At 28.9% G+C, this 20,320-nt stretch carries 18 protein-coding genes, 1 tRNA gene and 1 other annotated feature; of the genes, 4 read left to right on the top strand and 15 right to left on the bottom strand.

The window, feature by feature from the left end:
- Positions 1 to 132 precede the first annotated feature (132 nt).
- Positions 133 to 876: a pyruvate formate-lyase-activating protein gene (pflA, locus tag CHL78_RS02595; RefSeq protein WP_094368890.1), complete on the top strand. Its 744-nt coding sequence runs from the start codon at positions 133 to 135 to the stop codon at positions 874 to 876.
- An 87-nt stretch (positions 877 to 963) separates the two neighbouring features.
- Here pflA and crcB read toward each other — a convergent pair whose 3' ends face one another.
- From crcB to CHL78_RS02625, 6 genes are all read right to left on the bottom strand, one after another.
- On the bottom strand, positions 964 to 1,332 hold the full coding sequence (gene crcB / locus CHL78_RS02600) for a fluoride efflux transporter CrcB (protein WP_094368889.1): 369 nt from the start codon (positions 1,330 to 1,332) through the stop codon (positions 964 to 966).
- A 150-nt stretch (positions 1,333 to 1,482) separates the two neighbouring features.
- Complete coding sequence (locus tag CHL78_RS02605; RefSeq protein ID WP_094368888.1) at positions 1,483 to 2,085, bottom strand: 3D domain-containing protein; 603 nt, start codon at positions 2,083 to 2,085, stop codon at positions 1,483 to 1,485.
- Between the two features lie 148 nt (positions 2,086 to 2,233).
- Positions 2,234 to 2,836 carry a DUF975 family protein gene (locus CHL78_RS02610; protein WP_158540622.1) on the bottom strand — a complete coding sequence of 201 codons (603 nt, stop codon included), beginning with the start codon at positions 2,834 to 2,836 and terminating at the stop codon, positions 2,234 to 2,236.
- A 128-nt stretch (positions 2,837 to 2,964) separates the two neighbouring features.
- Complete coding sequence (gene thiI, locus CHL78_RS02615) at positions 2,965 to 4,137, bottom strand: tRNA uracil 4-sulfurtransferase ThiI (RefSeq protein WP_199533975.1); 1,173 nt, start codon at positions 4,135 to 4,137, stop codon at positions 2,965 to 2,967.
- Between the two features lie 62 nt (positions 4,138 to 4,199).
- Positions 4,200 to 5,351, bottom strand: a complete 1,152-nt coding sequence (locus CHL78_RS02620; protein ID WP_094368886.1) for a cysteine desulfurase family protein — start codon at positions 5,349 to 5,351, stop codon at positions 4,200 to 4,202.
- A 250-nt stretch (positions 5,352 to 5,601) separates the two neighbouring features.
- Positions 5,602 to 6,150 carry a CD3072 family TudS-related putative desulfidase gene (locus tag CHL78_RS02625; protein ID WP_094368885.1) on the bottom strand — a complete coding sequence of 183 codons (549 nt, stop codon included), beginning with the start codon at positions 6,148 to 6,150 and terminating at the stop codon, positions 5,602 to 5,604.
- A 514-nt stretch (positions 6,151 to 6,664) separates the two neighbouring features.
- Between CHL78_RS02625 and CHL78_RS02630 the strand changes: the two genes are divergently transcribed.
- Positions 6,665 to 7,666: an asparaginase gene (locus CHL78_RS02630; RefSeq protein WP_116041198.1), complete on the top strand. Its 1,002-nt coding sequence runs from the start codon at positions 6,665 to 6,667 to the stop codon at positions 7,664 to 7,666.
- A 145-nt stretch (positions 7,667 to 7,811) separates the two neighbouring features.
- Here CHL78_RS02630 and CHL78_RS02635 read toward each other — a convergent pair whose 3' ends face one another.
- From CHL78_RS02635 to CHL78_RS02650, 4 genes are all read right to left on the bottom strand, one after another.
- Positions 7,812 to 8,537 (bottom strand): amino acid ABC transporter ATP-binding protein, encoded by a 726-nt coding sequence (locus CHL78_RS02635; RefSeq protein ID WP_094368275.1) that lies wholly within the window; start codon positions 8,535 to 8,537, stop codon positions 7,812 to 7,814.
- Between the two features lie 26 nt (positions 8,538 to 8,563).
- On the bottom strand, positions 8,564 to 9,238 hold the full coding sequence (locus CHL78_RS02640) for an amino acid ABC transporter permease (RefSeq protein WP_094368274.1): 675 nt from the start codon (positions 9,236 to 9,238) through the stop codon (positions 8,564 to 8,566).
- Between the two features lie 25 nt (positions 9,239 to 9,263).
- Entirely contained in the window at positions 9,264 to 10,106 is an 843-nt protein-coding gene (locus CHL78_RS02645) for a transporter substrate-binding domain-containing protein (protein ID WP_094368273.1), read from the bottom strand.
- Between the two features lie 173 nt (positions 10,107 to 10,279).
- Positions 10,280 to 10,490: a binding site (T-box leader), on the bottom strand.
- A 73-nt stretch (positions 10,491 to 10,563) separates the two neighbouring features.
- Positions 10,564 to 12,666, bottom strand: a complete 2,103-nt coding sequence (locus CHL78_RS02650) for an ATP-dependent helicase (protein WP_094368272.1) — start codon at positions 12,664 to 12,666, stop codon at positions 10,564 to 10,566.
- Positions 12,667 to 12,788: 122 nt separating this feature from the next.
- Between CHL78_RS02650 and CHL78_RS02655 the strand changes: the two genes are divergently transcribed.
- Positions 12,789 to 13,703 (top strand): ribonuclease H-like domain-containing protein, encoded by a 915-nt coding sequence (locus tag CHL78_RS02655; protein WP_094368271.1) that lies wholly within the window; start codon positions 12,789 to 12,791, stop codon positions 13,701 to 13,703.
- A 137-nt stretch (positions 13,704 to 13,840) separates the two neighbouring features.
- Here the strand turns inward: CHL78_RS02655 and CHL78_RS02660 are convergent, their stop codons facing one another.
- From CHL78_RS02660 to CHL78_RS02680, 5 genes are all read right to left on the bottom strand, one after another.
- Positions 13,841 to 15,403 (bottom strand): ClC family H(+)/Cl(-) exchange transporter, encoded by a 1,563-nt coding sequence (locus CHL78_RS02660; protein ID WP_094368270.1) that lies wholly within the window; start codon positions 15,401 to 15,403, stop codon positions 13,841 to 13,843.
- 168 nt (positions 15,404 to 15,571) lie between these two features.
- A tRNA-Ser gene (locus CHL78_RS02665) sits at positions 15,572 to 15,664 on the bottom strand.
- A 125-nt stretch (positions 15,665 to 15,789) separates the two neighbouring features.
- Positions 15,790 to 16,596: a histidinol-phosphatase HisJ gene (gene hisJ / locus CHL78_RS02670; RefSeq protein WP_094368269.1), complete on the bottom strand. Its 807-nt coding sequence runs from the start codon at positions 16,594 to 16,596 to the stop codon at positions 15,790 to 15,792.
- Between the two features lie 54 nt (positions 16,597 to 16,650).
- Positions 16,651 to 18,069 carry a sensor histidine kinase gene (locus CHL78_RS02675; protein WP_094368268.1) on the bottom strand — a complete coding sequence of 473 codons (1,419 nt, stop codon included), beginning with the start codon at positions 18,067 to 18,069 and terminating at the stop codon, positions 16,651 to 16,653.
- Positions 18,053 to 18,736, bottom strand: coding sequence for a response regulator transcription factor (locus CHL78_RS02680; RefSeq protein WP_094368267.1), 684 nt, complete (start codon positions 18,734 to 18,736; stop codon positions 18,053 to 18,055). Before CHL78_RS02680 ends, CHL78_RS02675 begins: the two co-directional genes overlap by 17 nt.
- Positions 18,737 to 18,886: 150 nt before the next feature.
- Between CHL78_RS02680 and CHL78_RS02685 the strand changes: the two genes are divergently transcribed.
- The gene (locus CHL78_RS02685; RefSeq protein WP_094368266.1) at positions 18,887 to 20,161 is read left to right on the top strand and encodes an urease accessory protein UreH domain-containing protein; all 1,275 of its coding nucleotides are present in this window, start codon (positions 18,887 to 18,889) and stop codon (positions 20,159 to 20,161) included.
- The last annotated feature ends 159 nt before the right edge of the window (positions 20,162 to 20,320 follow it).

A 20,320-nucleotide genomic window follows, 5' to 3' on the forward strand; every position in this document is an offset into this window, starting at 1 on the left:
ATTATAATTAATTTCTGTAGACTTTGGTTATAAAATATCATATAATTTAATTGTAGTCGCACTTTGTATACAATATATTATATGTAAGATTGATTATAAATAAACTTTATTATAAATTAAGAGGTGGAAGTTATGGTAAAAGGAAGAGTTCATTCAATAGAAACATTTGGTACAGTAGACGGACCTGGAATAAGATTTATATTATTTTTACAAGGTTGCCCATTAAGATGTAAGTACTGTCATAACAGAGATACATGGGATACAAAAGCTGGTACAGAATACACAACTGATGAAGTAATAACACAAGCACTTAAATATTCTTCTTACATGAAGTTCTCTGGTGGTGGTATCACTGCTTCAGGTGGTGAAGCGACGTTACAACCTGAGTTCTTAACAGAGCTATTTGCTAAGGCTAAGAAAAACGGAATACACACTTGTCTAGATACTTCTGGATTTGTAAATATAGATACTGTAGACCCTATACTTGATAATACCGACCTTGTATTACTTGATATTAAGCATATGGTTGACGAAAAATCTAAGGATTTAACTGGTGTTAGTATCGAAAAAACTTTAAAACTTGCTAAGCACTTAGATGAAAGAAATATACCAGTTTGGATAAGACACGTTCTTGTTCCTGGTGTTACAGATGATGTTGAGAATTTAGAAAAATTAGCTGAGTTTGTTTCTACCCTTAATAATGTTGATAGATTTGAAATCTTACCTTACCATACAATAGGTGTTCATAAGTGGGAAAGTATGAATCTTAACTATGAATTAAAGGATGTACCAGATTGCACTATTGAAGATGTAGATAGAGCTATCGATATAATGTCTAAGTATGATGTTGAGATATTCAATAAGAAGTCAGCTTAGTATTTGTTACTAATAAACATAACTATCTTAAATATAAAAGGTATGAAGTTAGAGCCTAAGCTCTATTTTCATACCTTTTTAGATTAATCATTTGCATATCTTAATCCCAATTACTACCCCTAATATACTTAGTAATACATTTAACAATATATTTATGCCTGCCAATAAATAATGCTCTCTGCTAAATAAATTTACAGTCTCATAACTAAATGTAGAAAATGTAGTTAATCCTCCCATCAATCCCGTTGTTAAGAAAAGCTTTAATTCATCAGATATAACATTGCTATCCTTAGTAAGTTGCATAATAAAACCGATAAGTAGCCCTCCTAATATATTTACTATAAGTGTACCTGCTGGCAATTTACTATCTATATACTTAGCTGCTTCAACAGAAACTAGATATCTCAATATAGCTCCTATAAATCCTCCTAAACCTATATATAACACTTTTATCACAATACTCTCACCTACTTATATAATTAATCCTTCTAAGTTAGTTTTTATAATAAGTTATAGATATTATACATATACAAAAGGCTATCTCTATTTAAGTAAGTTAGTCTAGCTTAAATAAGAGATAGCCTTAAATGTCTTTATTAAATTATCTTATGGTTGTAAGTATATCTCTATACTTCTTATGCCCCATTCATTACAATGTTCTTCTGTATCCATAAATATATCAATCCTATTTCCCTTTATAGCACTCCCTGTATCTTCAGCTATGAATACTTTATCAAATTCAGGTATATAAACCTTAGTTCCATAAGGTATAATAGTTGGGTCAACAGCTATTGTTCCCCATTTTGGCACTGTTCCTGTAGATGTAATAGTATCTCCAGCATAAGCTGTAGCTTTTACATTAATCTTATTTGACTTATCTATAGATGCCTCTTGAGATGATACATCTTCATTATTTGAAACATAATCAGAATGAATATACCCTACGGTTTCATTGTGGTTAACTTTAGTCCAGTCACCTTCAACTTTGATTATATCCACAGATTCATCCTTGTTAAGTGAATAATTTACACTATGACTCATACTAGGTCCTGTTCTAAAATTTACAGAATTTGCACTTATCTGTCCATCTTGAGTGTTCTCTATAGTTATTGATGTATTTTCTGAAGTAGTCATCTCTGCAAAAGATTTTATATTTTGTATAGCTAATAGCGACAATGTAGTTATTGTTATTAGAATTTTCCTTTTCATATGTTATTTCCTCCTGAGTCTTTCCGTGATGTCAATCAAACTTAGGGGTCTCCCCCTTCTCATTAGGTTATTATACATGAAAAGTTACAATTTTGTTACCTTTTTGATATATATACTTATATTTACTATTATTGTAATAATTTAGATGCTACTCTTTTATTTGCAAATAGAAGTTAGTTATAGTAGCTTGATAGTATGGAATTACATATAAACCAGCAATTCCAAATGTGAATATCATCAATATATACCATAATATAAAACTTAAAGACAATACAAAGTAGTCCCACTTTCTTCCTTTCATAATCTTACCACTTTCTTTTAAGCACTCCACAATTCCTATATCAGGATTTTCAGCTAAAATATAGTATACTTGTGAATATCTAAAAGAAAGAATTATTCCTGGAATTATAAAAAGAATAAATCCAATAAATACTATGATATCTACTAATATTGTAATTCCCACAACTTTTAAAATCTTATTAAATCCTGAAAATAAATCTCCATACTTAGCTTCTCTCTTATTTGCTATGTTTAAAAATAGTATTGCTACTCCAAGATTTAATGGTGCAGTCACTATCGCTATTACTACTGATTCTACAGTTAGTATTGATGTTACATCTTGATACCCTCTAAATATATATCCTATCAGTGCACCAATTAAAGATAAAGTAATTATAACCCCAATTGCCACTCCCCAGTTGTTTCTTAATTGCTCTTTTGCATTAAGTTTTAATTCTTTTCTTGTAAGCATGATTAATCTCCTCCTCATACTTATAAGATATTTTATATAATTATTTTTGTTACTTCTAAATTTACAGCAAAAAATCTTAGTAAAGTTAAATACCCTACTAAGATTTTTATAATGATTATATTATTTAATTAAAATTCTATATCTTCTACCTCTATATTATCTATTGCATCTTGTATTAATTTTTCAACATCTAATTTACTTTCTGACTTTTCTATTCTTTCTAATCTTGGCTTAGTTACAGGCTTCTTTGGAGAGAATACTGTACAGCAATCTTCTTCTGGTAATATAGATGTTTCAAATGTTCCTATTTTTTGAGCTACTTCTATTATTTCAGTCTTATCCATAGCTATAAGAGGTCTAAATACAGGTATACTTACAGATGCATTTGTACAAGTTAATCCTTGTATAGTTTGAGATGCAACTTGTCCTATACTTTCTCCTGTAACTAAAGCATCACAGTGTCTAGATTCAGCTACTCTTTCTGCTATTTGCATCATGAACCTTCTTGATATTATAGTCATTTCCTCTTCTTTACATTCTAATCCTATCGCCTTTTGTATTTCTAATATATTAACCTTGTGAAGCCTTACTCTTCCACAGTACTTAGCAAGTATCTTAGCTAAATCTCTAACTTTCTCTTGAGATTTTTCACTTGTAAATGGGTAACTATGGAAATGTATAGCTTCTAAGTCCATACCTCTTTTAGCAATCATCCATGAAGCTACAGGACTGTCTATTCCTCCTGATAATAAAGACATAGCTCTTCCATTAGTTCCTAATGGTAATCCACCGTAACCAGCAACCGTATCACTATATACCATGACATGATTTTGTCTTAATTCACACTTTATCTTAACCTCTGGATTTCTAACATCTACCTTTATTCTATCTTTTACATTGTACACTAAGTATCCGCCGATATCTAAACTCATCTCTTGAGAAGTTAAATTAAAATCTTTGTCTCCTCTTCTAGATTCAACCTTAAATGTCTTATAACCTTCTTCTATTTTATCTTCTAACATAGCTAAAGCTAGCTCTTTTAATTTATCATAGTCTTTTGCTGCTCTTATCCCAGGACAAACTCCTACTATTCCAAATACTTTTTTAACTTCTTCTATTACTTCTTCATAATCGTAATCTTCTAAGTCTACATATATTCTTCCGTACTCTTTGTAAACATTGAACTTACCTATTGGCTTTAACATGTTCTTAATATTCTTTATAAGCTTATTTTCAAATAGGTATCTGTTCTTACCTTTAACACCTATTTCTCCGTATTTAACTATTAATATATTATACAAAATATCACCTCTTAAATTATTTTTGTCAATCAAAATACTGTCATCTATTTTGCTTATATGATCTATCTTCTTCTCATTATCATTCTTAGATCACTTATTGATTCTTTTAACACTCTCACTACTTCTAATATTTCTTCTTCTGTATTATCATCTGATAAACTAAATCTTATAGCACCCTCTATTTCATCTGGAGTAAGTCCTATCATATTTAATACATGGCTACCTTTTTTCTTAGACGAACAAGCAGATCCTGTTGATACATATATACCTTTTTGTTCAAGGTAGTGAAGTAATACTTCTCCTTTTATTCCTCTAAATGATATATTTAATATATGGCATACACCATCTTCAGGAGAATTAACTTTTATATCTTCTATAGACTTTATTATTTCATCCTTAAGAAGATTTTTTAATCCTGATATTTTTTCAATTTTTGAATCTAAATCTTTAGTTATTATTTTTACAGCTTCTCCTAAACCATAAATACCAGGTACATTTTCTGTTCCTGATCTTACTCCTATTTCTTGACCTCCACCAGTTAACATAGGCTTTAATCTATTATTTTCTTTAATATACATAAATCCTATACCTTTAGGACCGTGGAACTTATGAGCACTAACACTCATGAAGTCAATATTATATCTAGATGGTCTAAAGTTAATCTTAGCATACGATTGTATAGCATCTACATGTAAGTATACCTTATCCTGTAATGATTTTAGGTATTTACCTATTTCTGCTATTGGTTGTATGCTTCCAATTTCATTATTAACATGCATTATAGTTATTAGGCATGTTGATGGCTTTATAGAGTTTTTTAGTTCATCTATATCTATTTTACCTTCTTTATCAACATTTAAATATGTAACTTCAAAACCTTCATCTTCTAAATCCTTAAGTGTATTTAAAACTGAAGGGTGTTCTATTACAGTTGATATTATATGATTTTTTCTTTTCTTATGAAGGTTTGCTACACCTCTTATTATAGTGTTATTAGATTCTGTTCCACCTGAAGTGAAATATATTTCTTTATCTTTTGCGCCTATACTTCTAGCAATATCTTGCCTCACAGCTTTTATATTCTTCTCAACTTCTATTCCTTTTTTATGTAAAGATGATGGATTTGCATAATCTGAAGTTAATGCATACATCATTCTTTCTACTACTTCTTTGTAAGGCTTCGTAGTTGCACTATTATCTAAATATATATCCATATACTACACCAGCTTTCCAATTCATACTTAATATAAACAATTAATATTTATATTTTAACCAAAGTGATCATTATTTAAAAAATAACTTAAAAAAAAGAAATCTTTTGGATTTCTCATGCTATCTTTTAAATATAAATTTAAATTCATATCTCTTTATTATACCACTAAAGTACATTTTTTTTAATATTTTCTATGTAATAAGAAAAAATCTTTGACCTATATAAATCAAAGATTTTTGTTAATAGTTATTTTAATTAATACTTCCATAAATCTTTTCTATACTATCTAAACTAAATCCAAACATATCTAGCTTAATACCTTTTTCTCCTAGCATAGATTCTATCTCCTCAATAAATATTCCCTTTTCTTCAGTGTATATTATACTATCTATAGTTCGGCTTAAATTTTTATTACTTCCTAACTCTCCACCCCATTCTCCTCTGCAAGTTAAGCTAACACCACAAGATGGACTTCCATCTATCCCCAAGATACCTAATATCTCATGTCCATTATTTATATACTCTTGTATCTGGTACAGGTATGTTTTAAACTCTTCTCTGCATATTCTTCTAAAATGAGGAGTATCGAATTGATCTTTTACATGCCCCCATCTTTTACTTCCATACATTATTTGCTCTGGGCAAGGTAGCTGAATTATACTTATATTATTCTCTATAATTAACTTCACAAGTTCTTTCCTTGCCTCTTCTCTTTCAAATTCTTCGATAAAACTCTCTACTTTTGAGTTTACATTTAGAATACAGTGTGAAACCAATATAATTTTATTTGTACTTATCATATTCTAATATTCTCCTTAAATTTACATTATATGTCATATAAATTGTAATCTATCTGTAGCTTGATAGTAAAACTGATTTTATGAATATCTAATTATCACTTATAGATTTTATGAATATTTATTACATATATAAAACTTAAATTCTCATTTTATTTTCTATTTATATCTAAAAACTTACTTTTTTAATATTTTGAATACGTTTTCCTTATATTTTTTATTTAATTTTAACTTTTTTCAAGTTTTTTTAAGTTTTTTTGTAAAAACTATTGATTATCCTGTCGAATTTTGTTATTATTAATACATGGTTATCCCCCTGATAACCTTAATTAAAATCTCTATTCCCAATACCCCTTTTGAACGGATAGACTTTATATCCATTATTGTTAAATTGGCAACGGAAGCCAGTTTAACAGAAAAAAAAGAGCTTCCCCGAGCTCTTTTTTTTTATGCTTTTTTTTGATATAATGCAATTAGATTGTACAATTTTTATATTTTATAAAGGTGGAGATATTATATGACTAACAAAAAGAAAGTTGCCATAGTTTTTACTGGTGGAACTATATCCATGACTGTAGATGAAAAAGTTGGAGCTGCTATACCAACATTATCTGGAGAACAAATAATGTCAATGGTTACAAACATTGACAAGGTCGCTAATGTTGAAGTTTTTAATTTTGACGAAATTCCAGGACCTCATATAACTCCAGAAAGAATGCTAGAGTTGAGAGACTATGTCAATAATTTACTTGCAACAGACGATATATCTGGTGTTGTAATAACTCACGGAACTGATAGTTTAGAAGAAACTGCTTATTTCCTTGATTTAACTATAAAAACTTCAAAGCCAGTTATTGTAACTGGTGCTATGAGAAGTAGTTCAGAACTTGGATATGATGGACCAAGTAACTTATCTTCAGCTGTTTGTACTGCAATATCAGAAGAAGCTAAAGATAAAGGTGTACTTGTAGTACTTAACAATGAAGTTATGTTAGCTTCTGAAGCTACTAAGACTAATACACTATCTTTAAATACTTTCCAAGCTCTATCTGGTGGTCCTTTAGGAATCATAGATTGTAATGAGCTTGTATTATTTAAAAGTACAGCTTCAAGAAACATTGTTCATATAGATACAGATGTTGTTGAGTCTAAGGTTGCCTTATTTAAATCAGGAGTTGGAATGGATGATACATTTATAAAATTTGCTGCTGATAATGGCTACAAAGGTATAATAGTTGAAGCTATGGGTAGAGGTAATATACCTCCAATAATGTATGAAGGTGTTAAATATGCTAGGGAAAAAGGAATCCCAGTTGTTATAGTATCTAGATGTCACTCTGGTAGAGTATTTGATAGCTATGGATATTTAGGTTCAGGAAGAGATTTAAGAAATATAGGATGTATATTTGGTGGAGACCTTCCAGGACAAAAAGCTAGAATAAAACTTATACTTGCATTAGGAAAAACTAATAACTTAGATGAAATTACAGATTACTTTGAAAAAGGAATTTATTATTAAATATTATTGATATTTATATATATATGACCTACATTGATAATAAAGTTCGTTTAAGTCATTTATTAAAAATATAATTTAAAACAAAAGCGCTATCTAGATATACTTAGATAGCACTTTTTAATATTCATTATTAAATATATATTTTTTATGCCAAAACCTTATCGAAAAATTCTTTAGCTCTGCCATTTTTAGGAGCATTAAATACATTTTCTGGAGAATCATCTTCAATAATTTTTCCTTCATCAACAAATATCACCCTATCTGCAACTTCCTTTGCAAATCCCATTTCATGTGTAACAATTGCCATAGTCATGCCCTCTATAGCAAGTTCTTTTATAACATCTAGTACTTCTTTTACCATCTCTGGATCTAGCGCTGAAGTCGGTTCATCAAATAACATCATATCTGGTTCCATTGCAAGAGCTCTTGCAATAGCAATTCTTTGCTTTTGACCTCCTGAAAGTTGAGATGGATATGAATTTTTCTTATCTAATAAGCCTACTCTTTGAAGTAGGTACTCAGCTTTTTTCTCAGCCATTTCCTTAGTCATTTTATTTAGCTTAATTGGCGCTAGTGTAATATTTTCTAAAACTGTTTTGTGAGGAAATAAGTTAAAGTTTTGAAATACCATTCCAATTTTTTCTCTTACTTTATCAATCTTTATTTTTTTATCGGTTAAGCTAATCCCTTCAAAAATTATATCTCCATTTGTTGGTTCTTCCAACAAGTTCATACATCTAAGAAGAGTACTCTTACCACTACCGCTAGGTCCTACTATTGCAAGTATTTCTCCTTTTTTGATTTCTAAATCTATATTTTTTAGTATCTCTAATTTTCCAAATGATTTACTAAGATTATTTATTGTAATCATAACACTTATTCTCCTTGATTATATTTTTATGCATCAGCCATAGCAAATTTCTTTTCCAATAGACCAACAAGCTTAGATAATGTAAATGTAAGAACAAAATATATTAGAGCTGCTACTATTAGAGGTTCTAAAGGCTTAAACGTAGAATTCTTTACTACACCTTGAACAAACATGATCTCTTTGACACCTATAACAGATATAATAGAAGATTCTTTTATAAGTGATATAAATTCATTTGCTAAGGCAGGTAAGATATTTCTTATTGCTTGAGGTACTATTACATATCTCATCGTACTTGAGTAACTTAATCCCAAAGATCTACTTGCTTCCATCTGCCCATTATCAACTGACTGAATACCAGATCTAAATATCTCAGCTACATATGCACCTGAATTTATAGATAAAGCCACGGCCGCGGTTACAAATTCACTAGATATTCCAAATATACCCGGTATGTTAATTCCTATCTGAGGTAATCCAAACCAAAGTAAAAATACTTGTGCAAGTAATGGAGTACCTCTTAATACTTCAATATAAACACTTGCTAATCCACTTAAAAATTTATTTTTGGATAGTTTTGCAAGACATATAAATAAACCTATTATAAATCCGAAAAATAAAGCTATTAGAGAAACTGATATTGTAATACCAGTTCCCTTTAAAATCATCTCATACCATTTGCTTAAGAAACTAAAATCCATATTGCCCACTCCCAACTTTTATTTTTTATTGCTGACCAGACTCTGCCGCTATAGTTGAAGCTTCATCTAAAAATTCATCTATTTTCCCTGAATCTTTTAATTCTTTTATTTTTTTATTTAATAGATCCAAAAGTTCCTTATTATTATCAGTTTGCTTAATAGCTGCTGCCATACCTTCTTCTACACCTTCACCTATTGAAGTATTTGCTACTTTAATACCATCATAAACTTTAGTGTTTATCATAGACACTGCCTCATTAGTTACTATTGCATCGATATTTCCATTTTTTAATTCAAGCACTAAATCAGGTATACCAGCTAGAGATTTAAAGTTTTCAGCTTTTAAATCATCACGCACATACTCTTCTTGTATACTTCCCTTTTGAACCCCTATTCTTAGCTTTTTTAAATCTTCTTCAGATTTAATTTTATTTTCATCCCCACTTTTAACTATAACTGCATTGTAACTTACATAATATAAGTCTGTGAAATCAACGCTCTTCTCTCTTTCTTCTGTTGGTGACATTCCAGCAAGTATAATATCTATCTTATCTGCACTTAATGCACCTACTAATCCATCAAAATCCATTTCTTTAAATTCAACTTCTACTCCAAGATCTTTTGCAAATTCATCAGCTATCATAGCATCTACACCTAAAACTTTTTCATCTCCATCTTTATGAAACTCAAACGGTGGAAACTCTGCACTAGTTCCCACTACTAATTTTCCACTATCTTTTATAGATTCCAGTAGATTTGCTGATTCTGTTGAACCTCCATTACTTCCTCCTGATGTACTACATCCTACTAATGATATTGATAATGCTAATGCTGCCCCAAAACTTAATATTTTCTTTAATCCCTTCATTCCTAATACCCCCTAAATTAATTATTATTAAATATAATTTCTTAAATTAAAAAAGTCCCTTGGCATAAATGCCAAGAGACGAATCAAACGCGTTACCACTCTTGTTGATAAGCAAATAAATCAAAAATCATGGTTTTAGTCGTATAAATAAAAAAGTCCCTTAGTCTAAACGACTAAGAGACGAATTATATCCGCGATACCACTCTTCTTGATAAGTAATTACTTATCCTCTCAAAACCTTAAGGCGGCCAACCAATTATCATACTAAATCTTCTGATAATCTTCTCCAAAGCTCTCTTCACACTAAAATCCAATGCTAGGCTTGCACCACCCCCTAGCTCGCTGTAAATTCATTTAGGCTACTTTCTTCTTCACTGAATTTATCTTTCTTAAATTGTTAATAACATTGTACTTCTGCTTTTTTGAATTGTCAACAATTTTTAGAATATTTTTTATATTATAATTTACACATAATCTTTTTAGTTAAGCAAACTCTTGCGTTTAAGGTCTTATCTCCATCTTCAAATCTTATCTTCAAAGAATCTCCATCTTTTTGTATTATAGTTCCTTCTTTAAATCTCTTATGATAAATTTTATCACCTATAGTTATACTGTCTATCTCATCTTTAGTCAGCACATTTATACCATTTATCATATTCTCTTTCTCTATCTTTTTTCTATATTCTTCTTTAGAAGTTTTTGCGTCATCTATAAATCTAGATTTTGTTGCTTTTTTCCCATACTTATTAAGCGGCGAACTTATATATAGACTTTCTTCAGCTCTAGTTATTGCCACATACATAAGTCTTCTTTCCTCTTCTATTTGTTCATTTTTTCTTTCTTCGTCGTCTATATCATATGATTTTTCATGAGGTATTGTTCCTTCATTAGCGCCAATTATATAAACATTTTTAAACTCTAAACCTTTAGCACTATGCATAGTAGTAAAAATCACACCATCACTTTGCTTGTTATTTCTATTATCTATTATCTCAGCCTTTACCCGTTCAATATGGTCTAGATACTCTTGAATCGTTTTAAAATTAGTAGAAGAACTTTCTATTTCATTTAAAATTTCAACTAATCCAGTTGCCTTCATTTTTCTATTTGAGCAATAGTCTAGTATATATCTATCATAATCCAAGCTACTTCTAATATAAGATATAGCATTTTTAGGTGTTAAAGTTTTTAAGTAACTTATATCTATTTCTAAATCATTTATTGTTTTTACTTGTTTAGGATGAAGATCACATTTATTTATTAATGCATCTATAAAATCTTTTTCTTCTTTCATTAGATTTATATTATCTTTTGATATATACCTAAACGGCTTATTTATAATTCTTACCCAATCTTTGTTTGACTTAGGATCTAGGGCTATTCTTAAATATGCTAAAATATCCTGAGCTGCCCAATGGTCATATATTGTAATTATAGAATCCTTTACTACAAATGGTATTCTAAGATCCATAAATACATCTACCAGCGCTCTTGATTGTATATTAGTTCTGTAAATCACTGCAAAATCAGTATATTCAACATAGTCTTTTTTCATTTCTTCTAATATATCTTTTCCAACAAATAACGCTTCTTCCTCTGCATCATCAGGAGAAATATAACTTACCTTAGCTCCCTTACCTTGGCTACACTTTATAATCTTTTCATATCTATTATTATTTTTCTGTATAAGGTTATTAGATACTTCTATAATTTCATTCTTAGATCTATAATTTATATCTAAGACAATTTTTTCAGCTCCATTAAAGTACTCCTCAAATTGAAGTAAAAAATCAGGTCTAGAGCCTCTAAATCCATAAATACTTTGGTCTTCATCTCCAACTACAAATATGTTATTCATTGGATTAGATATTAGTTTTAGTACCTCAAATTGAACCTTATTTACATCTTGAAACTCGTCTACAAGAATATATTTATATACTCCTCTCACCATTTCTAATGCTCGTTTATTCTCTTTAAGTAGATGATATGTCTTTATTAACATATCATCAAAATCTATCTTATTTAATTGAGATTTATGCTCTTCATATAAATTATATACCTTAGAAAACTCATCCGATGTTAAAATTTCTGATGTAAAATCAATCCTATCCATTAACTCATTTTTCACATATGAAATCTCATTGATTACTTGTCCTACTGTCTCATCATCATCTGCATTTTCAATATTTAAGCTTTTTAAGATAGTTTTTATACACATTCTCTTCAACTTTTCTTCAAAAATACTGTCTAAACCGTAATTAGTAAAATGCCTTAAGATTCTAAAAAACACAGAATGGAATGTTCCATATGTAACCTTTGTAAGTCTAAAGTCATTATTTAAGCTGATAGCTCTATTTCTCATCTCAAGAGATGAAGCCTTTGTAAAGCTTATTGCCAGTATATTTGTAGGTTTTATATTCTCATTTAGTACTAAGTTTGCTATTCTATAAGTTATAACTCTCGTCTTTCCAGATCCAGGTCCTGCAAGTACCATACATGGACCATCTATATGCTTAACAGCTTTTTGCTGATTATCATTTAAATTATCTATATTAATCATTTTTTACCACCTTGATGTATTATTTAATTAAACTATAATTATATATAGGTTTAATTGTTGAATCCATATTATATTTTAGTACTAAACTATTATAATATATAATTCACGAAAGGAGAAATTTTATGGAAATTATTACGGATGTTCTAGATGATGTTTTTGATATTCCTCCTGACTGTTTTGTTTTTGATATCGAAACTACAGGGCTTAGTCATAAATTTTGCAAAGTTATCTTAATTGGTATCCTATATAACAATAATAATAAGACTGTACTTAAGCAGTTTTTTGCAAACACTGAAGCTGATGAATATGATTTATTATTAGCCTTTAAAGATGAAATTAATAATTTTAAAAATCATATAACCTTTAATGGTGTTGCCTTCGATATTCCTTTTTTAAATGCTAGATTTAAAAAATATGATATTGATTTTTCTTTAAATAAATCTGATGATATTGATATTCTAAGAGTTATAAAGCCTTATAAAGAAAAACTCTCACTATCTGATTGTAAACTAAAAACTCTAGAAAAATACATAGGAATACATAGAGAAGATACTATATCTGGAAAAGAAAGTGTTGAAATATATAAGGAGTTTGCTTCAACTGGTTGCAGTGATCTAAAATCTAAGATACTGCTTCATAACTATGAAGACATTTATTATTTAGCTAGACTATCTAAGATTAAGGACGCACTTATTCATAAATTAGATTCTATATCTATTTGCAATAATAGTGTGGATATTACTATACTTCCTTTGTCCTATAAGCTGAGCAACTTAAAATTAACTATGAAGTATAATATTTTCTTAGGAGATTTGCCTTATATAAGCATCTATAAAGATGACTACTTCGTATACTCTGATGATAATTTTTTATATTTAGATTTGGCTATAAGTAAGGGAATTGATTCAGATAATAATTCGATTTGGTTTTATAATATGTCTACCATAATTCCTCTGAAGTTTAATGAATCATGTTTAGAAGATAATATATATTCACTTTCTAATTTTTTAATAAAAAAAGAATTACACAACCTGTAAGATGATAACTATTTTAAATTATAATTAAATAGCAAATAATATATTATATATAAAAATTAGCGATATCATACAAAGTAATATCGCTAATTTTATTTTAAATATTTATTATATTTATTTCTATATAATTGATGTCTTTTTTAACTACTTGAAATAGATAATGCTGTATCTAGCACTTCTGCTGATTCACTTTGATCTGCAATAATTGTTATATAATCACCTGACATTATTTTTGTGTTACCCTTAGCAATTATCTCCTGATCCCCTCTTATTATAGATACAACTAAACTATTTTTAGGCCATTGTATCTCTTTTATTAATTTTCCATCTATCTCGCTGTCCATATGAACAGCTATTTCTAATAAAGTTTTCTTATTATGATTGCCTTGATATTTACTAGATCCATTATCTAATAATCTCTCTAATAAACTTTCGTAAATAGGACTTCCATTTAGTATATCAGACATTAGCTGAGCTACTACAACCACTATAGCTAGTGATAGCATGTGATCTAGTGACCCTGTCATTTCTGATATTAATATAACTGCCGTTATAGGTGCCTTAACGATAGCAGCAAAGTGTCCTGCCATAGCAAGTACTACAAAGTTCATTATATATATTGGTGGTATCGATAAATAATTTATACAAATAAGTCCTACTACATTTCCAACTAAAGCACCTAATACAAGTAATGGGAAGAATATCCCTCCTGGTACAGATGAACCAAAACTGACAAATGTAAATAAAAACTTCACTACTATAAATGTCATTAAAACGACAAGCGTATAGTTACCATCTTGCAAACTAATAATAAGGTCATGACCTCCACCTAATAGTATTGGACATATTAACCCTACTACTCCTGCTAATATAAAAGGAATTATTATCTTAGTTTCTATTTTTAGCTTACTATCCTTAAATAACTTCTGAGTTTTTAGTATACCTTTGTTGAATATTACTCCACTCACCCCTATTATTGCCCCTAGTATAATAAGCGCCCAATAGTATTTAAGTGGCAATGCCTCTAATTTTGAAAAGTGTAAGGATGGAATCATTCCAAAAAATTGCTTTGATACAAAATCTGCAGTTAATGAAGCTATCATTGCAGATAGTAATATTAATGGCGAGAAATTTTTATGCGCTTCTTCTAAAGCAAACATAACTCCTGATAATGGAGCATTGAATGCAGCGGATAATCCAGCGCTTGCCCCACTTGTAATTAAATATTTTTCTTCATTATCTAGCTTTTTAAAACCCTTTGCTATACCTTCACCAGCACTAGCTCCCATTTGTACTGAAGGACCTTCTCTTCCTACTGACAGACCTGCACCTAAACAAATCAGTCCACCTATAAACTTATAAAATAATACCCTAAACCAATTCATCTCTAGGTGTTTGGATAATATTCCCTCTACCTGAGGTATTCCACTACCACTTATCATAGGTTCTCTCTTTACCATCTTAGATACGATATACCCTAATACAATAAGTGTTATAAAAATGATAGGAATCATATATAAATTACTACGTCCCTGTGAATATAAATGTTCAAATACTTTAGTTAAGTTTCCTAATAAAATCCTATGAATAACAATTATAATTCCTACTACTAGACCAACTATTAAAGAATCTAATACCAACCTATATTTTAGGTTTTGGACTCTTTTAATAATATTAAATACTCTGTCTCTACTGTTTTTCATTGCTTTCCTCCTTGTTCTATAACTATTTTATTGTAGCTAAAAAAGTTATAAATCACAAGTAATACATTTATTAACACGCCTAGTAATATAACCCATATATAAACTATATCAATAGAATTTAATATTTTACATAAAAAAATGAACTCTATAAATTAGAGTTCATTTGATTGGCGGAGAAGGAGGGATTCGAACCCTCGCACCGGTTTAATCCAGCCTAATCCCTTAGCAGGGGATCCTCTTGAGCCGCTTGAGTACTTCTCCATATTTGGTTATATCCAAATTATATATTAATTTTTTAACTAAGTCAATACTATTTCTTATTTTATTTTAAAAACCACTTTAAAATATAAAATTTATTTTAAGGTGGTTTTTAATAATTCATCTTTCTATTTTAATGATTTATTTTCTATGCCTGATATAGATTTATAGCATTTTATATCTTTGGCCTGATGTGAATCTGACCCTAATACCATAGGTATTTCATATTTTTCTATTAAGTCCAGTAATTCTCCACTTATATAAGCTTCCTTACACTCTTCTTTTCTATATCCAGCTATATTATAATCAACCTCATATCCATTTTCCTTAATAGACTTTACAATTTCTTCTAGCAGTAAATTATTAGAGTAATCATAAGGAAAAACTTGATTAAACTTCCTAACTATATTCAAATGTCCTATTCTTTTTGGCTTATACTCTCCTAAATCAGAATCTATCGCATTTTTTATAGTTTGATAATACTTCGTGTAGACATTTCCTACTCCATTTAAAATACTTATTAATTTTCCAAATTCCTCTACACTATAGTCAATTAGGCAGTACTTCCCTCCTACATTAATCATATGAACTGAAATAATACTATCATCTAAATCCGGTCCATATTTATCTAATATATATTTTATCTCTTCTTCATATCCTTCTAGATAATCTACTTCTACACCTGCATTTATTTTTATCTTATCTCTATATCGTTCCTTGAGTTTTTTTACTGTATCTATATAGCACTCTATACTTTCTATTTTCATAGCACTATCCTTTTCATGAGATGGATCTACAAATCCATTAGGAAGTGGTAGATGTTCTGTAAATGTAATCTCAGTTAATCCTACCTCTATTGCATTTTTTATGTAGTCTTCAAAATCGTCATTACTGCCATGAGGGCAATAAGGTGAATGTACGTGCCCATCTTTCATGATACTACCTCCCCATTAATACAATATTTTTAAATTTACAATTATAAATAAGCCTTATATATCTTTTAAATCAATTACAGGTATAGTAACAATAAACTCAGTACCTTCCCCTACTTTACTAGTTACTTCTATACTTCCTCTATGCAAATTAACTATCGATTTACTAATGGTAAGACCTACTCCTATGCCACCAGTCTTTTTACTTCTTGATTCATCTACTCTGTAAAATCTTTCAAATATATATTTTAAACTTTCATCTGGTATGCCTACTCCATTATCTTCAACATGTATCTTAATTGCATCATCTTTCTTATAACTTCTCAAATATATATATCCACCCTCATTAGTATACCTTATTGCATTAGATAATAAGTTCACTACAAGCTGAGATATTTTTTCTTTATCTAGGTTAGATTCTATTTCTTCTAAGCTAGATTTTATTTCTATATTTTTCTCTAAAGCTTTACCTTGGTTATTATAAATAATATTTTGTATAAGCTGTCCTAAATTTACCTGTGTTAAGTTCAATTTACTCTCATCACTATCGAACTTAGCCAAATCTTTCAGTTGATTTACCAAGCTAGTAAGCCTTATTACCTCTTCATTTATACTAGACAATCTATCATTAGTAGGTTCCCATATTCCATCTAGTATCGCCTCTAGATGTGTTTGAATACTTGTAAGAGGTGTCCTCAGTTCATGTGAAACATCTGTTGTAAGCCTTTTTCTTAGCTTTTCCTGTTCTTCTAACTTAGATTCCAAATCGTTGATAGAATTTATTAATGTGTCTATTTCTTTTATATTACTATTATATTCGATCTTATTTGTATATCCTCCTTCACCAATCAACTTAGTCATTTCAGATACCTTTTCAATTGGTTTTGATATGTTGTTGGATATTAATATTGCTATTATTATAGTAATCACTATTGTGATTATAGCTATTATAACTATAAGTTTATTTATATGATTTAAGAAATCAACTTCCTCATCCATATAATAAAATGCTCCATACGACCCTACATTTACATAGCCTATATAATCTCCATATTCATTGGTTAGATTGTATTTTTCTACTGAATACTCTCCATCCCATTTCGGATTCATATTCTTCATATTATTTTTTATGCCATCCATAGTCTGATGACACATCTTATTATCATATTCACGAGCTCCCCATACTAAGTTCTCTTTATTATCGTATAGCTCTATTATTCTCCCTTTATCTATAGATACTTTTCCTATTTCTTTTATGTTATATATATTCCACTGATTATTTTTATACTCTTCTTCTAATGATGTTATCAAGCTATTAATTTCTTTTCTATTGTTCTTAGTTATATAATCTGCGAATGTATTTTCAAGTACTATATTTATAGTTACACCTATACTTACTACTACAAGCAATATTACTGATACCAATGATATTATTAATTTATTATTTAAAGTTTTTTTCTTATTTTTGTAATCCAAACTTATAACCTACTCCATATACAGTCTGAATAATTTCCGGCTTTCTTGTATCAATTTCTATTTTTTGTCGTAAGTTTTTTATATGGGCATCAATAATTCTATCTATCTTTTCATAAAAATCTTCTACTGATATTTCAAGTAGTTCTTCTCTTGTAAAAAGTTTTTTTGGATTTGTTGCTAGAGTTAAAAGTATTTTATACTCTGTATTTGTAAGTGTTACATATTTATCTCTAACTTTAACTTCATGAGACAATGTATTTATTTCAAGTTCATCATAAAATCTAAGTATGTCCTTACTATCTTCTACTTCTAACTTTCTAAAAACTGCCTTTACTCTTAGTACTAATTCCTTTACATTAAAAGGTTTACATACATAGTCGTCACAACCTAAATTAAATCCATCTATCTTATCTTCATCATCAATCTTTGCAGTTAGCATTATTATATGAACCATAGATTTTTTTCTTATTATTTTACATATCTCTTCTCCGCTTATATCTGGTAACATCCTATCTAATACTATTAAGTCAAATTCACTTTCATTAAAATAATTTATAGCTTCATTACCAGTATTAGCTATTTTACAGTTATAACCTTCTTTTTCTAAATATGCTTTAATAACATCCGTTATTTTTTCTTCATCATCTACTATTAATATATTAAACATAATAATTTCTCCTTTATGTTAATTTTCTTCATGTATATAGAAAAAGTATATCAAACAATTGTATATTTTTTATGAATTATTTTTGCCTTCATTATTTTTTCATAATTTTAAATTATAATCTTTATATTATTTAATTAATGAGGTGATGTATTGAGCAAAATTACTAAATCATTTGATGTTTTCAGTATGCATTGTAGATCTTGTGAAACTTTAATAGAAGATGAGATTAAAGAACTCGAAGGTGTTCATAGCGTTAAAGCAACTTATAATAATTCAAAAGTTGCTGTTGTTTATGAAAATGGATTATGTAGTGAAGAAAAAATTAAAAATGCAATAAAAAAATCAGGTTATTCTACTAATGATAACTCTCTTAGTAAATTGTTTGGTCTTGGATTAATATTTATAGCCATGCTCTTTTTAAGTAATAATGATTTATTCGGATACAATACAAACCAAATGCTAGAGAATTCTTCTTTTATTATGTTATTTATTGTTGGAGTACTTTCTTCTTTGCATTGCGTTGGTATGTGTGGCGGAATAATGCTTACTCAGACTTTAGATAAAGATATTTTACTTACAGATAAGAAAACTTCTTTTAATATTTCCCTTAAGTATAACTTAGGTAGAGTAATCTCCTACACTATCCTAGGTGGTATAATTGGTGAAGTTGGTTCAGTATTTTCTTTATCCATGAAAGTACAAGGCTTAATACAAGTAATAGCATCTTTATTTATGATCGTTGCTGGTCTAAATATGTTCGGATTTACATTATTCAAACAAATTAAACTAAGTATTCCTCTACCTAAAAATAAATGTGGAAATAAAAATAAGAATCCATTTTTAATAGGTATCCTAAATGGATTTATGCCATGTGGCGCATTACAAACTATGCAATTATATGCCCTTGGTACAGGTAGTTTTGTACTAGGATCATTTTCAATGTTTTTATTTTCCTTAGGTACAGTCCCTTTAATGCTTGGATTTGGATATATCTCATCTAGATTAACTAAAAGTTTTAGTGCTAAAATTTTTAAATACAGTGGTGTATTTATAATAGTTCTTGGTCTTTCTATGACACAAAGAGGGCTGGCTTTAACTGGTGTTAATATACCTTTTCTAAATAGCCAATATAAAACATCGTTAGAATTAGCTCCTATTGTGGATGGATATCAAGATATTACTATTACCGCTAATAGATATGGGTACTCCGTTTCAAATAGTATAGATCCTAATGTACCAGTAAGATTAACAATAAAAGGAGAAGAGCTTACTAGCTGTAACTCTACTCTGTACTTCCCTACTTTTGATCAGTATGTTGACTTAACTCAAGGCGATGTTGTTGCAGAAATAAGTCCGAATGGTGAAGATATACCTTTCACTTGCTGGATGGGTATGATTAGAAGTAATATAGAAGTTGATAACTAGTATCAATATATATAATTTATCATATAAAATTAATGATGCAATAGGTTTATTTTCCAAATTTTTCTTTGAATTATAAACCTATTTTTATTATTCTTCTTTAAATAAGTTCCTAAATAATAACTGATTTAGAACTTAACTACTGTGTATTTATAAGTAAGT

The sequence above is a fragment of the Romboutsia weinsteinii genome, from assembly GCF_002250835.2.
Lineage (GTDB): Bacteria > Bacillota > Clostridia > Peptostreptococcales > Peptostreptococcaceae > Romboutsia_A > Romboutsia_A weinsteinii.

Bases quoted from the DNA above. Each gene is read 5' to 3' on its own strand.
- CHL78_RS02660 (WP_094368270.1), bottom strand. From the start codon at position 15,403: ATGAAAAACAGTAGAGACAGAGTATTTAATATTATTAAAAGAGTCCAA.
- CHL78_RS02620 (WP_094368886.1), bottom strand. From the start codon at position 5,351: ATGGATATATATTTAGATAATAGTGCAACTACGAAGCCTTACAAAGAA.
- pflA (WP_094368890.1), top strand. From the start codon at position 133: ATGGTAAAAGGAAGAGTTCATTCAATAGAAACATTTGGTACAGTAGAC.
- CHL78_RS02655 (WP_094368271.1), top strand. From the start codon at position 12,789: ATGGAAATTATTACGGATGTTCTAGATGATGTTTTTGATATTCCTCCT.
- CHL78_RS02645 (WP_094368273.1), bottom strand. From the start codon at position 10,106: ATGAAGGGATTAAAGAAAATATTAAGTTTTGGGGCAGCATTAGCATTA.
- CHL78_RS02640 (WP_094368274.1), bottom strand. From the start codon at position 9,238: ATGGATTTTAGTTTCTTAAGCAAATGGTATGAGATGATTTTAAAGGGA.
- CHL78_RS02610 (WP_158540622.1), bottom strand. From the start codon at position 2,836: ATGCTTACAAGAAAAGAATTAAAACTTAATGCAAAAGAGCAATTAAGA.
- CHL78_RS02635 (WP_094368275.1), bottom strand. From the start codon at position 8,537: ATGATTACAATAAATAATCTTAGTAAATCATTTGGAAAATTAGAGATA.
- CHL78_RS02630 (WP_116041198.1), top strand. From the start codon at position 6,665: ATGACTAACAAAAAGAAAGTTGCCATAGTTTTTACTGGTGGAACTATA.
- hisJ (WP_094368269.1), bottom strand. From the start codon at position 16,596: ATGAAAGATGGGCACGTACATTCACCTTATTGCCCTCATGGCAGTAAT.
- CHL78_RS02680 (WP_094368267.1), bottom strand. From the start codon at position 18,736: ATGTTTAATATATTAATAGTAGATGATGAAGAAAAAATAACGGATGTT.
- CHL78_RS02650 (WP_094368272.1), bottom strand. From the start codon at position 12,666: ATGATTAATATAGATAATTTAAATGATAATCAGCAAAAAGCTGTTAAG.
- CHL78_RS02625 (WP_094368885.1), bottom strand. From the start codon at position 6,150: ATGATAAGTACAAATAAAATTATATTGGTTTCACACTGTATTCTAAAT.
- CHL78_RS02605 (WP_094368888.1), bottom strand. From the start codon at position 2,085: ATGAAAAGGAAAATTCTAATAACAATAACTACATTGTCGCTATTAGCT.